Source organism: Oceanobacillus sp. CF4.6 (genome assembly GCF_051262635.1).
GTDB lineage: Bacteria > Bacillota > Bacilli > Bacillales > Amphibacillaceae > Oceanobacillus.
Window position 1 is genome coordinate 259179 of record NZ_JBIMEX010000001.1, and the last position, 14515, is coordinate 273693.

At 36.1% G+C, this 14515-nt stretch carries 18 protein-coding genes; 3 read left to right on the forward strand and 15 right to left on the reverse strand.

Features of this window, described 5'->3' with window-relative positions:
* Nucleotides 1-93: 93 nt before the first annotated feature.
* The 3 genes from ACHABU_RS01455 to gpr all read right to left on the reverse strand — a co-directional run bounded on the left by ACHABU_RS01455 (nt 94) and on the right by gpr (nt 2776).
* Nucleotides 94-390 (reverse strand): hypothetical protein, encoded by a 297-nt coding sequence (locus tag ACHABU_RS01455; RefSeq protein ID WP_435761517.1) that lies wholly within the window; start codon nt 388-390, stop codon nt 94-96.
* Between the two features lie 14 nt (nt 391-404).
* Nucleotides 405-1559, reverse strand: coding sequence for a stage II sporulation protein P (spoIIP, locus tag ACHABU_RS01460; RefSeq protein WP_435761519.1), 1155 nt, complete (start codon nt 1557-1559; stop codon nt 405-407).
* Between the two features lie 116 nt (nt 1560-1675).
* Complete coding sequence (gpr, locus tag ACHABU_RS01465) at nt 1676-2776, reverse strand: GPR endopeptidase (protein ID WP_435761521.1); 1101 nt, start codon at nt 2774-2776, stop codon at nt 1676-1678.
* A 226-nt stretch (nt 2777-3002) separates the two neighbouring features.
* Between gpr and rpsT the strand changes: the two genes are divergently transcribed.
* Nucleotides 3003-3263: a 30S ribosomal protein S20 gene (gene rpsT, locus ACHABU_RS01470; RefSeq protein WP_435761523.1), complete on the forward strand. Its 261-nt coding sequence runs from the start codon at nt 3003-3005 to the stop codon at nt 3261-3263.
* A 49-nt stretch (nt 3264-3312) separates the two neighbouring features.
* Here rpsT and holA read toward each other — a convergent pair whose 3' ends face one another.
* A complete protein-coding gene (gene holA / locus ACHABU_RS01475; RefSeq protein WP_435761525.1) occupies nt 3313-4329 on the reverse strand; it encodes a DNA polymerase III subunit delta in 1017 nt (338 codons plus the stop codon).
* A 321-nt stretch (nt 4330-4650) separates the two neighbouring features.
* Here holA and ACHABU_RS01480 point away from each other — a divergent pair, with 321 nt between their 5' ends.
* Nucleotides 4651-4785, forward strand: a complete 135-nt coding sequence (locus ACHABU_RS01480; protein WP_435761526.1) for a YqzM family protein — start codon at nt 4651-4653, stop codon at nt 4783-4785.
* 123 nt (nt 4786-4908) lie between these two features.
* On the opposite strand, the gene ACHABU_RS01485 is transcribed toward ACHABU_RS01480, so the two are convergent.
* From ACHABU_RS01485 to ACHABU_RS01535, 11 genes are all read right to left on the reverse strand, one after another.
* Nucleotides 4909-7197 carry a DNA internalization-related competence protein ComEC/Rec2 gene (locus tag ACHABU_RS01485; protein WP_435761528.1) on the reverse strand — a complete coding sequence of 763 codons (2289 nt, stop codon included), beginning with the start codon at nt 7195-7197 and terminating at the stop codon, nt 4909-4911.
* 8 nt (nt 7198-7205) lie between these two features.
* Nucleotides 7206-7796, reverse strand: a complete 591-nt coding sequence (locus tag ACHABU_RS01490) for a ComE operon protein 2 (RefSeq protein WP_435761530.1) — start codon at nt 7794-7796, stop codon at nt 7206-7208.
* A gap of 84 nt (nt 7797-7880) precedes the next feature.
* Nucleotides 7881-8471 carry a helix-hairpin-helix domain-containing protein gene (locus ACHABU_RS01495; RefSeq protein WP_435761532.1) on the reverse strand — a complete coding sequence of 197 codons (591 nt, stop codon included), beginning with the start codon at nt 8469-8471 and terminating at the stop codon, nt 7881-7883.
* A 120-nt stretch (nt 8472-8591) separates the two neighbouring features.
* Nucleotides 8592-9344, reverse strand: a complete 753-nt coding sequence (locus tag ACHABU_RS01500; RefSeq protein WP_435761534.1) for a class I SAM-dependent DNA methyltransferase — start codon at nt 9342-9344, stop codon at nt 8592-8594.
* 3 nt (nt 9345-9347) lie between these two features.
* Nucleotides 9348-9704: a ribosome silencing factor gene (rsfS, locus tag ACHABU_RS01505; protein ID WP_435761536.1), complete on the reverse strand. Its 357-nt coding sequence runs from the start codon at nt 9702-9704 to the stop codon at nt 9348-9350.
* Between the two features lie 4 nt (nt 9705-9708).
* On the reverse strand, nt 9709-10281 hold the full coding sequence (yqeK, locus tag ACHABU_RS01510; RefSeq protein ID WP_435761538.1) for a bis(5'-nucleosyl)-tetraphosphatase (symmetrical) YqeK: 573 nt from the start codon (nt 10279-10281) through the stop codon (nt 9709-9711).
* Nucleotides 10271-10837, reverse strand: a complete 567-nt coding sequence (locus tag ACHABU_RS01515; protein WP_435761540.1) for a nicotinate-nucleotide adenylyltransferase — start codon at nt 10835-10837, stop codon at nt 10271-10273. The genes yqeK and ACHABU_RS01515 overlap by 11 nt, the downstream gene beginning before the upstream one ends.
* A gap of 57 nt (nt 10838-10894) precedes the next feature.
* Entirely contained in the window at nt 10895-11188 is a 294-nt protein-coding gene (gene yhbY / locus ACHABU_RS01520; RefSeq protein ID WP_435761542.1) for a ribosome assembly RNA-binding protein YhbY, read from the reverse strand.
* Nucleotide 11189: 1 nt separating this feature from the next.
* On the reverse strand, nt 11190-12035 hold the full coding sequence (gene aroE, locus ACHABU_RS01525) for a shikimate dehydrogenase (RefSeq protein WP_435761544.1): 846 nt from the start codon (nt 12033-12035) through the stop codon (nt 11190-11192).
* 11 nt (nt 12036-12046) lie between these two features.
* Nucleotides 12047-13147, reverse strand: coding sequence for a ribosome biogenesis GTPase YqeH (yqeH, locus tag ACHABU_RS01530; RefSeq protein ID WP_435761546.1), 1101 nt, complete (start codon nt 13145-13147; stop codon nt 12047-12049).
* A 2-nt stretch (nt 13148-13149) separates the two neighbouring features.
* On the reverse strand, nt 13150-13665 hold the full coding sequence (locus ACHABU_RS01535) for a YqeG family HAD IIIA-type phosphatase (RefSeq protein ID WP_435761548.1): 516 nt from the start codon (nt 13663-13665) through the stop codon (nt 13150-13152).
* 396 nt (nt 13666-14061) lie between these two features.
* On the opposite strand from ACHABU_RS01535, the gene ACHABU_RS01540 reads away from it, so the two are divergent.
* Nucleotides 14062-14208 carry a sporulation histidine kinase inhibitor Sda gene (locus ACHABU_RS01540; protein WP_379495221.1) on the forward strand — a complete coding sequence of 49 codons (147 nt, stop codon included), beginning with the start codon at nt 14062-14064 and terminating at the stop codon, nt 14206-14208.
* Nucleotides 14209-14515: the final 307 nt, after the last annotated feature.

A 14515-nucleotide genomic window follows, 5' to 3' on the forward strand; every position in this document is an offset into this window, starting at 1 on the left:
GATTGATTATAGCAATAGCAGCAGTTATATTCAATCAATAAATATTATCATAGCCTTTATTCACGGTTCAACATGACAGTTCAAACGATGTTTTTAAAAGAATAGTTGAGCAATTTGATACATTAGTGTCATTAGAATCTCAAAGAAACCTTTTACTCCTGCTTCCAATACAGATGCTGTTTTTTGCGTGTTTTGAATCGATGAAGTCTCATTCAATCCCGGTTGGCTGCTCACCGGTACAGTTAATTTTTCTGCAACCGGAACGGGATTTTCCTGTATTTTGATTTCTTCATTCACTTCCATCACCGGGGGCGAATCTTGATTCATTCCAAATACGGTTCCTGATAAAAAAAATACTGCCAACAAGAGTAGAATAACAAATAATCGCATCCGTTAATTACCTCCTATGGATTAGCTTGTACAGCTTCTGCGTCCCAATAATATTCGCTGAAAATTTCTGCAAGTGCATCCGCAGAACGATAAAGTTCTTCCATGGTATTATCGACTCCACCAAATTCAATCAGTACGGCGTTCTCAGAAAGGTCCTGATTGAATATCCCATTTGTTTGGGCACCCTGTTTAGGTAACACACCTCGACTTAATCCTGGATACTTTTCATCAATTAAATAATGAAGGTCCGAAGCAAGCTTCAGATTCTTCTCGTGAGCGGAATGCTCAGCTCCAACGACAAACATTACTTTTGCAAAGGATTCCCCGTCTATTACTTTTGTCGTTTTATCTTTAGGAATAGCATCCCGATGGAGGTCAAACACAAATTGAATATCCTTATTAATTGCAAAAGCGTCTTCCACGATATCTCTTGAAGCATCATACGATTTGCCGTAATCCCATCCTTTATCATTCAGTAATTTCCCGATATCCGTATCGTCCACATAGGTACCAATACCTTTTCTCTCCAGTGATTCAGCGAGTCTTTCACTTACCTTTGTAATGTTCATTTCCGAATGATGTGCCAAATTTGGATCTGTTGTATCCGGTAAATATGGAAGAAATGACTCTCGATTATGCGTATTGTAAATAAATACGACATCACGCTCTCCTGTTGTCTGTTGGATATCTTCTAGTGGATCTTCGATTGGCTTTTCTTCATCCATAATTGCCTTGCGGTCTTTTAACACTTCCTCAAGTGGTGGATTCGATTCTATCGGAAGGTTCGTATAGTTTGTTCCTTCACCAGCTATAAGGATTTGGCTGTCATATATTGAAAAACCTGGGAGTTCATTTCCTAATAAGCTTCTAGGATCATTCGGTTTTAAGTTTGTCGCGATTTGGAGCAGAACCCCTGAGATTTCCGGTAATTGACGATCATCAGGAAAAGCTCCATTAAAGGACCTATTTTCCATTCCTAAAAGATTGTAGAATACAAATCCATCAATATCTCTAGTCCATTCCGTTATTAAGTTGGATGAAAAGCGATAAGCAGGTTGGACGGTTGTAAGTAACCCAATAAATAAAAACAAAAGTACAATGCTGAATAAATATAACCCGCCTCTTCTTGATAAAACCTGTACGTTGCTTTTAAGGTGTTTTTTATTCATAAAAATACATGATCCCACCTTTCTGCGTTCAACTCTTGTTTAAAATCTATGAGCCGAGCAGAGAAACTAGAACCATGTAAAGTAAAAAATAGAGCCTTTAATAGAGCTAAATAAAGTTACCTGGAATAGGAAGCAAAATTATTCACATCTACCTTTTCATGCAATGCAGCATTTACTCCATTTGCTATAAGATTTGCCATATCAATCATGAATCCATCCACTTCTTTTGGTGTAACCATCAAATTGTGTCCAATTGGTGTCAGAACTTCTGAAATCAGTTTCCTCTTTTCTTCGTCTGATAGCGATCCAACGATACCAAGAAAGGTTTCCCTTTTTTCTTTATCCGGAAGATCTGATTCGGTAAGCTTTTTATTTCCAAAAGACATTCCAGCTGGAGTTAATGATTTGGATGGTTTATCTTTCTCATTCCATTCCCTTCCAAAATGCTTCAAAATAAAGTCAATCGAATCACTTGCGATCGTTACTGCATCCACAACAGTAGGTACACCAATTGCCAAAACAGGCACCCCCAAAGTTTCCTTACTGATTTCTTTACGCTTATTGCCAACACCGGAACCAGGGTGAATGCCGGTATCTGAAAGTTGTATCGTTTCATTAATTCGTTCAATAGACCTGGATGCAAGTGCGTCTATTGCGATGATAAAATCAGGCTTATACTTTTCAGCGATTCCGAAAATAATATCACTTGTTTCTATACCTGTGACACCCATTACGCCTGGGGTTACTGCAGCAACCTGACGATATCCATCAGCAACGGTTTCCTGCTGTAATTTAAATAAGTGACTAGTAACAAGAACTTTTTCAATTGTCATTGGTCCTAGTGCATCTGGAGTAACATTCCAGTTTCCAAGCCCAACAATTAAACCTGTCCCACCTGCAGGAATATTATTACGCGCTATTAGATCTTCGAGTTCTTTGGCAAGTACCTTGGCAGCGGCTTCTTGTCTGGAGGTATCCTGTTTTTTTACGCCATCGGCATAGATTGTCACGTAAGACCCAGGCTTTTTCCCTATTGCTTCTGCTCCTTCTTCATCAATATCAACATAAGAAATCTTTATGTCATCTTCATTTCTTTCCTTGAAAGTTACTCCTTTTATTTCACTTTTTTTCTTCTCTTTTTTCGTTTCTGTATACATATCACGTGCTTCCACAGCTAGATCTGTTCGAACCTGAAATGCTTTATTTAAGTCTTCCATATGCATGTCTTCCCTTCATTTGGTTATCAATAATAGAATTGACAATTTACCCAAAAACATACTAAATGATCAAATGGATAACAATTCTATTGAAAATTCCGGCTACCTTTGGTAAAATACACTTTGTCCCACCTGAAAGTTGAATTAAAAATAACGGATAACTTTAAGAGGATAATTGAACATTATTAACTATTTAAATAACGTTCATTACTAGGAGGTGAAATACATGGCTAATATTAAATCAGCAATCAAACGTGTTGGTGTAAACGAAAAGAAACGTGTTGCTAACACTGCTCAAAAATCTGAAATGCGTTCACAAATCAAACGTGTTGAGACCCTAGTTGAAACTAATGACGTTGAAAATGCTAAAGTTGCCTTACAAACGACAACAAAGCATATTGACAAAGCAGTTCAAAAAGGTTTGATCCACAAAAACACAGGCGATCGTCAAAAATCCCGTCTTGCTAAGAAAGTAAGTTCTCTATAATAAAAAAAAAAACGATCCAATTTAACTGGGTCGTTTTTTTTATGGATTTTTATGAAGCTTGAATCAGATCATAGAGTAGGAGTTCAAATGCAAGTTCCTTTTCCATTCTCCCCTGTTTCATTACACTGTCAGCATCCGTGAGTTTACTAATAATATCCTCAAGTTTTCGAACAGTGAATTTTTTTTCGCGGCCTAGTGCTATTTTAATAACATATGGATGTCCTCCGATGCTCTTCTGCATCTGAAACTGACTATATCCTTTTTGTTTGAGCAGTTTCACTCGTAAAATGGTGCGAAATTGAAACGCGAGCAAGCCGATCATAGCAATCGGTTCTTCTTTCATCTTTTCCAAATCTTTATAAATAGAAATAGCTTTGTGTAAGTCACGATCGATCACAGCATCCACCAGCCTTAACGATGAACTGTTTGAATGGGATATAAGCTTTTCTGCAATTTCTTTCGTTATAGAACCATTTTCCCCAACATATAATGCAAGTTTCGTCAATTCATTCTCCAATAAGTGAAGGTTGGAAGATAATTCAGTTTCTAATATCTCATATACGTCATGATCAATTGTTATTCGAAGTTGCCCTGCCAGTGTGTCCATCCATTTTTTTAATTCCTGCTCTTTAACTGCATTACATACTGCAACGGTTGCTTGTTTCTTAAGAAGTTTACTTATTTTTTTACGTTCGTCGATTTTGTCATAAGCAGCAATAATTACTAATATAGAATATTCTGCAGGTGCTTCAAGGTATCTTTCTAAAGATACAGTATCATGTTCAAAAGACAGCTTGTCCGGTTTCGCTTTTAAAAATCCTGGATTGTTGGCGATTATTAGTTTCTTGTCGCCAAAGAATGGGTATGTCTCCGCATCTGCAATAACTTCCTGAATAGGTGTTTCCTCTAGATCGTATACAGAGAGATTATCTTCGTCTCCCGAAAGTACCTTTTTCATTAATTCTTTTTTAATATTCTGCAGAAAAAAGGATTCAGAACCGTACGCAAGGTATACTGAATCAATTTGGTTCTTTTTGATATTCTTCATTATTTCAATATAAGACATTCTCTTTTCACTCCAACTATGTATACGTCTAATGGTAAAGGGGAAAGCCGTGAATGGCAAGAAATATTTTGAAGGGGAGAAAATCTTCATGTTGATATGCTCCCCTCCTTCATCTATATAAACGCCTGATACGCAGCTCTAGAAACTGTATATCAAACGATATTTTTACTTGTCTTTAGCTTATGTCGACACAGCAAAAGTATAGATGTTAAGTCTTACTAAAAATGGAGATGAATAATATAATGATGTGGTATAATTTATAAAGTAGATTTTTTAAACAGTTTAATTTATACTAAGGTTAGACATTAGGAGGGGTATATTGTGAACGAATTTGAAAAAGATGTTCAGTATAAAGGTAACGATGTAGTCGATTCCATTAAAGGATTTGCTTTCTCATTTATTTTCTTCTTTTTAATTTTTGCTATTGGTGCCGTTATCAGCGTTATAGGCCAATAGAAGAATCTGAAATCATTTATTTATGGACTCTTCAGTAAAAGGGACTGGCTAATCAGTCTCTTTTTTTAATAGCTATAAATGTTCAAAATGCAACTGCTTTCAACTATCCTTTACATCTGTAGCTTATGGCAAATAGGTGTAAAATGTTCCTCCTTGCGCATTATAAATATATTGAACTGCTCCATTCTTGTCGGTCCGCAAAATCTCTATTTCTTCTTCCATCAGTGATTGAACAACCTCGACTGCAGGATGGCCATAGGAATTATTTTCTCCAACAGAAATAAGCGCAAACTGCGGATTAGTTGCTTGCAAAAATGACTTGTCCGTGGATGTATTACTTCCGTGATGTGCAACTTTTAAAACATCCACAGGTAAATTTGAATATGTTTCTACAATTTGTTTTTCCTCGTTTTTCCCTATATCCCCTGTAAATAACCAGTTTTTGCCACCTAATTGTGTATACAGAACAAGCGAGTTTTCATTTTTTGATAAACGATTATGTGAGGGTGCAATGATATGAAATTCCTGTCCACCCAGTAATAACGTATCATTTCGTTCAACCTGGACGATTTCAGTTAGTGAACTTCTTTTAGTTATTTCGTTTAATGTCACTTCATCAAAATAATTACTCACTATTAATTTCTCCACTTCCATATCTTTCATCAAGTAACGCGCACTACCTATATGATCTATATCTTCATGTGTGAGTATTAATGCATCCAGCTCCTTTATCCCTCTAGAATAAAAGTATGGTTTCAGAATCTGTTTATATACACTTTCTGTTTCTTTCATATCATCAAACGAGAACCTAGCTCCAGCATCAATCATTACTACGCCTTTACGGAATGGTAGTTCAATCAAAAATGCGTCACCTTGGCCAATGTCCAGCATGGTGATCACACCCAACGGTGAAAAATAGGGTTTTGCGGCAATAGCTACAATCAAGAAGCAGTAAAGAATTCCAGATAAAAACGAACTTTTCAATCTTTTACGCTGCAAATCATTCATAAAATTAAAAAATAATACAAAATATAATACTGTAGCAATCAATGGAAATCCGTCCATAAGCAGTGGAAAAGAAAATTTTCCGTCAATAAATTTAATAAAAGATATGACAAATTTGTGAATAAAAGTAAATGTCATGTCAAGCGGATGCAATAGAACACTTGGTAAGAAAGTGAATGGTAATAAGATATACATATAAGGAATTGCAAACACCGTAAAATAGGGGATTATGATTAGGTTGATGATAATGGATAGTGGTTGAAATATGGAGAAATAGGCAAGCTGGATTGGGATAATAGCCATTTGGGATACGAAGCTAATTTGGAGAACTTGCCAGAATGGGGATTTCACTTCGCTGATCCATTGTTTTGAAAGAAGAATTGCGAAAGTAACAATAAAAGATAATTGGAATCCAACATGATAGACAATATAGTTATCAAATAGGATTAAGACTAGAAAAACGATGCTAAGAACATCCGTATAACTAAATTTGAGTTTGTACCTATTCAAAAGAATAAAGATGACTACCATAACAGTTGCTCTCCAAACGGACGGCTCACCTCCAGCAAGTAATGCATAAACCGGCATTAAGAATACCATAAGCCACTGGGCATTTTCCTTTGTCATTACATTCAGTTTAATTAGGAAAAAATAACTTAGTGCAATAATGAGTCCAATATTGGATCCCGAAATAGCGATAATATGTGTTAAGCTCCATCGTTGAAAAATTTCTTCCGTTTCGTCATCTATATTCGAATCTTCCCCTAAGACAATTGCACTTAACCAGGATGCTGTAAAACCCGTTAACCTTTCATCCACGTGGGTTAGTAAATACTCTCGTACTTTATAAAACCGATGAATAAATGACGATCCTTGACACGATATCTCATCTAAAGACTGCATAACAACCTGATGCGTAATCCCTTTTGTCAATAAATAATGACGGTAGTCAAATTGTCCGGGATTCCTGCTTTGTGCTGGCAATTCCGCTGTTCCTTTTAACGTACATTGTGCTCCATGGTTTAAATGATTTACCATTGATTCGTCAATATTCTCATCTGGGAAATAAAGAACAAGTATGTTTGGTTCAGAATTGTTCTCTTTTAGAACGAATTCCAATCGCTCCTCTGTTTTTGTAACGGGTCCTGAAATCTTTCCTTTATAAAGCGTTTCTTCAGCAGGGAAATTATAATCTGTTGTCTCGTGGCTCTCTATCGAGGGTATGTAAAATGAGAAAAAGATAAAAGCGGTTAAGGAAACGATTATCGGCCATTTCCTTAACCGTTCATAAAAATATAAATAGAATATCCATAGTAAAAAAGCGAGAATAATCCAATCATTATTAAAATAAATTTTAATAATGGCTGCTCCGGCTGCTAACGCCGCAATATGCCAATAGCCTTTCAATTTTTCAATCACCTATTTCGAATAGTTTTATTTGTTTTGTTTTTTAAAAGTTTTCCTGCTTCTTTTTTCATATGCTGTACTTCCTGATCATTCTCTGTTATTGATTCCAGCTTAACAATCAGGTTATTAATCAGGGTATTTTTTTCCTGATAATTCGCGTCTACCGCAAGATAATCCAATTTAACTTTCTTTGTTTCTACCCCTGCTTCCTCAAACAGTTGAATGGCATATTCATGGTTATGATAATCCTCTGCATAATAAACCGTACTTATGCCACTTTGAATCAACTGCTTTGTACATTGCAGGCATGGGAAATGGGTCACGTATATATCCGCCTTATCGGTAGGTACTCCGAATTTTGCACATTGTAACAATGCATTTGCTTCTGCATGCACTGTACGAACACAGTGTCCTTCGATGACATAGCAACCTTCATCTGTACAGTGGATACTTCCGGATACACTACCATTATAACCGCCTGCAATAATTCGTTTATCTCGAACGATGGTAGCACCAACCATCAGTCTTGTACATGTACTTCTCAGTGCCAGTAAATGGCTCTGTGCCATGAAATATTGATCCCAGGATATTCTTTCCATCTGTTAAAACTCCTTTTCACGTTGTTACTACTAGTTTACATTTCCTGTCGAAACTTCGTCAATCTTCACTTCGAAACGTATGTACTAAGGAATTTGTATCTCTTCCTTCATATTCTCTAATGTCTTCTCACCAATCCCCGATACTTGAAGTAAATCTTCCAATGACTGAAAATTACCATTTTCCTCTCTGTATTGGATGATTGCCTGAGCTTTTGTAGGGCCAATTCCCGGAAGAGCTTCTATTTCAGCAGGTGTTGCATAATTAATTTTCACTTTCCCATTACCATTGGTTAAAGTTTCTCCAGCAGGCATATTTTCCTCAGTTGTTGGTACAATGATAATCATTTCATCTTGGACCTTTTGTGCAAGGTTAACCTGTGACTGATCTGCATCGGCAGTAAATCCCCCAGCCATTAAAATGACATCATTTATTCTCGAATCCAGTTTTATTTCATATACCCCTGGTTTTAAAACAGCACCTTTCACATCAATTATCGCCATATTACTATCCTGACTTGATTCAGATTTTTGCTCCAATAGGTTTTCTGATGATGTAACAGCATGAAGGTCCGTTGAAATATGCTCACTTTCTTTTTCCCTTGTAAAAATAAGGAATAGAAGAATCACTAACGAAGCAACTATAAAAAAAGAGGATTTTTTCAGGAGCTCGAACAATAGTAGACACCTCCCTCTCAAAATAAGATTCTGGAAATCGAACATAGAAGGTATTACATAATAGTTATTCGACATCATTTATGAAACTCCTGCACATAAGAAAAGATCGGGAAATATGAATTATCCCGATCTTTTTTCAGCTAAAAAGAAAATCCGCTCCGCATTTTCATCTATATAATTTTCTTTTAATGAAAAATCTGCATATACTTTTATATTTTCAAAGCCTGCATTTAATAAAAGTTTTTTATAAAAATCAACAGGGTAGGTTTTCTGATGGTGAAATTCATCAAATCTCATGTACTTCTCATCAACGCGCGAAAAAAATGTCAAGTCATGAAACATCTCACCACGCTCCTCCCCTTCCGTACAGAACCAGATATAGGAAGCATCTTCTGTCACATCTGCAAAAGTTTGATTGATGTATTGTTCTTCGACCTGATATAGAGAATGAACATCAAAGATAAAAAGACCACCAGCTCTTAATGAGTCGGCAATATTTTGAAATGTCTTATTCAAATTTTCAGGAGCGGTAATATAATTAATTACATCACAATAGCTAATTGCAGCATCATATTGACTTAGACCTTCAAGCGTAATTAAATCTTGATGTACCCACTGTATCGAATGATTTTTCATACTTGCTTTATGCTCTGCATACGTCAACATTTCTGTAGAGTAGTCTACTCCAGTCATATGATAGCCGGATTCAGCCAATCTGCTTGTTATCTCACCAGTACCACAACCAAGATCAGCTATTTTGGTAACCGTTTTACCCGAATCTTTAATTAGTTTTTCTGTAAAATTTATCCATTCCCCGTACGGTGCATTCAACATTAATTGATCGTACAGGTATGCCATTTGCTGGTATGCCATTTATTAACCTTCCTGTCCCAATTGCAATGGTACTCGGGCTGCGTCTCCCCATAATCTTTCCAAATTATAGTAGTGACGTTCATCTTTGTGGAAAATATGACAGACGATATCCCCAATATCAACCAATATCCAACGTGCTTGTTCAAAACCTTCAACTCTTCTAACATCTACTTCATTCTCATGCATGGATTCCTGAATGCCCCTTGCGATAGCCTGTACTTGTCGTTCTGTATTACCATGGCAAATTAAAAAATAATCAGCTACAAGTGAAACTTGATTCATATCCAATGCGACTATATCTTCGGCTCTTTTATCATCACAAGCTTCTGCAATTATTTCTACTAATTCTTTATTTTCCATATAATTAAACGCCTCCGTTAATTTGATTTGTTAAGTCATTATATGCATAAAAACTGTCCGGATAGACGGTTGCATTTTTTTTCATGAGATGGCTAATCGTATTTTTGGATGCCATCCAGCACGCTTTCGTTAAATCCTGTTGTGCCATTTCTCTAACTTCTTCGACTCCAGGAAATTTCCTTCCGGGTTCAATATAATCAGCAAGAAAAATTATTTTTTCCAATTTACTCATATTCGCTCTTCCTGTTGTATGGAAATGAATTGCATCCTGTATCTCTGTATCCACGATTCCATGTTCCCATTCAACCAACAGTGAGCCAACAGGTCCGTGCCACAATTCAGAATGGTATCCGAGAAGATCTTTCGGCAAAGATGATTTCTTTATCCAATGTTCCATTTCTCTTAATGGGCGATACTTCGCATAATCATGAAAAACTGCTGCAAGTTCTGCTTTAGAAACGGAACCATTATACACCCCCGCAAGATGTACAGCTGTCTCTGCAACACGAAGCGTGTGCCTGAATCTCGCCTCTGTTAAATGGGGTTTCACTTTTTCAATAGCTAATTCAATTTTCATATAAATTGTTCTCCTTGATATAGGAAATAACTGCATCAGGTACGATATAGTTAACAGATCTTTTGGACCTGAGCCATCTTCTCAACATAGAAGATGAAATATCAATCATTGGAATATCAACTTCCGTTACTGGGTATTTCGTCTTCAGCTGATAACCGGCACGCTTTACACCTATAAAGTTTACGAGTGAGAAAAGTTCGTCCACTTTGTACCAATTTGGTAAATATTCAACCATATCTGCACCAATAATAAAATAAAAATCTTTATCAGGAAACTTCTGTTTTAGAATCTTCATGGTGTCTAAAGTATATGATTTACCTGGACGTTCTATTTCAATTGTATTCACTTTAAAAAAAGAATTGCTGTCTGTCGCCAAACGCAACATATTTATTCGATCAGCTGCATTCGACTTTGCAGCATTTTTATGTGGTGGTGTGTAGGTAGGAATAAACCATACTTCCTGTAATTCCATAACCAGTCTGACCTCTTCCGCAATCAATAAATGACCTAAATGAGGTGGGTCAAACGTTCCACCCAATATTCCAATCCGCTCCATTATAAACCCCTCTTACTAACATTGATGGTTAACCACTGTTTCGATTGATCGTTTCTTTTATGAAGGCAGTTGCAGTTTTTTATTTTCCTTCGATTCCTTATATAACACGATATTACTCCCAATAATCTGTACAATATCCGATTTCGTACCTTCCGATAACTGCTTAGCTACTGTATCTTTGTCTTCCATACAGTTTTGAAGAATACTTACTTTGAGCAGCTCTCTTTTCTCTAAAGCTTCGGATATTTGTTCTACCATATTATCGTTCACACCCGTTTTTCCAACTTGAAAAATAGGCTTTAAATGATGCGCTTCAGATCTTAAGAATCCCTTTTGTTTACCTGTTAACATATTATCTTCCTTCCAATATATCTTTTAATTTTGTATCCATATCACCAATGTTTATTTTCTTATTCGTCCAAATCTCAAAAGCATATTGTCCTTGGTATAGTAGCATTGTATGTCCCTGATGAATCATCGCACCCTTCTTAGCAGAGTCTCTTAGAAATTTTGTGAGAACGGGCTGATAAACGATATCACTGACAATTGTATTTAAATTCATATCGTTTGACGAAATAATTGCATGCTCTTGATTGGGCTTCATCCCAACAGACGTTGTTTGTATAATCAATTCATAACTTGCTACGTTTTTCTCGGCTTCTTCCAATGAGAGTATTTTCGTACGTCTTGGTGAATTAGCACTCTCAATAATTCCCTCTGCACTGGCCTTTGTTCGATTCGCTATATCTATATTTGAAAATTCATACCTATCAAGCGCATAATAAATCGCTCTTGCCGCTCCCCCAGCTCCAATTACTAAGACACGATTCTCTTTATCATTGAAAAGATTCGGATATTTACTTTCCAATGAACGTACGTAACCGACCCCATCTGTATTATAACCAATCCATTTACCATTTTTATAAGCAACGGTATTTACGGCGCCCATTTTCCTTGCAGTGTCATCCAATATATCCAGAAATGGAATAATCGCCTGCTTATAAGGAACTGTAACATTAAAACCGTCAATTTGTTCATTTTTTAGCCGCTTTATATTTTCCTCAAAAGAGTCCTCCGGCTTAATTTCATGTATCTTGTATGTCCCCTGCAAATTAGATCTCTCAAGAAATTGTTCGTGAATCCAAGGAGAAAGGGAATGCGTTATCGGATAACCAATAAGTTTAAAACGATATCCCATAGGAATCCTCCTTATAATATTGAGTTGCGGATGGAGACCGCAACACCTTTTGGACTATGTGCTGTGACTGTTGTATTTTCACCTGATATACTTACCCAGCCTAGACCAGGAAATACAATATCTGTTTTTCCACCATTTAACTTAAATGTACTAGAGACTAGCTTTGGTAAATGTTCCATCGTTTTCTCATTTGGTGGAGAAAGAAGTTCCCCCACATGATTTTCATATAATTCATCAGCCTTATCCAACTTCGTGCGATGTATAGGCAACTCGTTTGAGAAATAGCAAACAAATGACTGCCTTTCCCCTTTTATAAAATCGATACGGGCTAAACCACCGAAATACAACGTCTGCTGGCTATTCAGCTGATATACTCTGGCTTTAATTTCTTTCTTCGGAGTAATAACTTTCAAGTCTTCTTCGGAAATGTAATGAGCCATTTGCTGCTTGTTCACAATTCCTGGAGTATCAATTACTGATGTATCTTCATCCAGTGGTATCTCAATAAAACCTAAAGTAGTACCAGGAAAATAGGAAGTGGTGATCACTTCACCTAATCCAGTCGATTGTTTAATCAATCGATTAATAAAAGTAGACTTTCCTACATTTGTTGTTCCCACGACATATACGTCTTTATTATCTCTGTCGGTTTCAATTTCATGGGTAAGTTCTTCAATTCCAGTTCCCTTCACGGAAGATATCAGGAAAACGTTTTTTACTTTAATGCCAGCTTGTTTTGCCTCAGATCGTAGCCATTGTTCCAATCTGTTACGATTTGTAGACTTAGGTAAAAGATCAAGTTTATTACCGACAAGTATAATCGGATTGTCTCCCGTAATTCTTGGAAGACTTTTAATCAAACTTCCGTTCACATCAAAAATATCAATAACATGTACAACAAGACCGTTTGCTTCCCTTATCGAACTAACCATTTGAAGAAAATCGTCATCCGTAATGGAAACGTCTTGTATCTCATTGTAATGTTTCAGTCGAAAACACCTCTTACACAATATGTTTTCTTTCTCCAGTGATGAAGAAGGTGTAAAACCCGCAGCTTCTGGATTTTCCGTCTGAATACGCACTCCGCAACCTTGGCAATATAAATTTTCCAAATCTATTCCTCCCAGCTTATCTTCCCTTTACGTCTAAAATAGTTCAAAATTCTACGTTCGATTTTTCGGTTAAACTTCGTTATTTTCCCATCTGTCTGAACGATGGGGACAACAAGAATGGTGTACAAATCAGCTAAATTCCCACCCAGCACATCGGTGAGCAATTGATCACCAATAACTACAACTTCCTCCTTCTTTAAACCCATTTCCTTAGCGACCGTTTTAAAAGCCTTACTCAAAGGTTTTCGAGCACTGAAAACAAATGGTGTCCCCAATGGTTCTGTAAAGACTTCCACACGCTCTTGATTATTGTTTGAAATGATCGTCACTTTTATATCATGATCCTTCATTAACTTAAACCATTGGATAACCTCCGGTGTAGCATCTTTAACATCCCAGGCTACGAGAGTATTGTCCAAGTCTGTGATAATCCCTTTAATGCCTCTGTTCTTTAATGTTACCGGTTGTATGTCGAACACACTCTTTACATGTTCGTTTGGCAAAAAATACGTTAACATTTATTACACCTCAATACCTTAAATTCGCATTATTTAATATACAATATCTCATTATAACCTAATCCTATAATAACTTACTACAGTTTTACAGTGAAAACCGTTAGTTGTCTATTTTTAAAACAAATTACATCTATATGTGTAAAAACATATCGAAATTACCGAATAATCAATAAAAATTGAAATAATCGTTCGACAAATTCTATGCTTTTTCGCATTGTGGATAACTTTATTAACATCGTAAAGGGTTTATAAATGGTATTTGCGTCTTAAATAAACATGCTTATACACAAGTTATCTACAAGGTGATGTAGATAACTTGTGTCTTGTCCTACCCATGTAAACATGTTAAGTTATTACTAACTTCAAGACAGAATAATTATTTAGGAGGGCTGTATTATGGAAAATTTATCAGATGAATTATTGCTGGAGTCCTATTATACAGCATGTGAATTAAGCTTAAGCCCTGATTTCATTTCTCTTTTTGAAGAAGAGATTCATAAAAGATCACTATCTCATAAAATTAAACAATCAAAATTTGGTTAAATCTATAAACATTCAATTCCCTCATTTTCATTATACTCCATATGCATGGTATTTGATTTGGAATCTATAAGCTTCGTACCCCCTATCTAATTCGATAGGGGTATTTTGTTTTATCGACCAAATTAATTGTGTTAAACTGTCTTTAAAGTATATTATTACATAGTAAAGAACTGGATTGATTGCTTAGCCACCCGTATTATATCAACGCAGTTCACTAGTTCCATCCAAGTAGTAACTCTTTAAATGAAGATCTACCCCGATCTCAGGATTAAAACCACTCGAAAAACATTTCAAAAAACACTTTTTT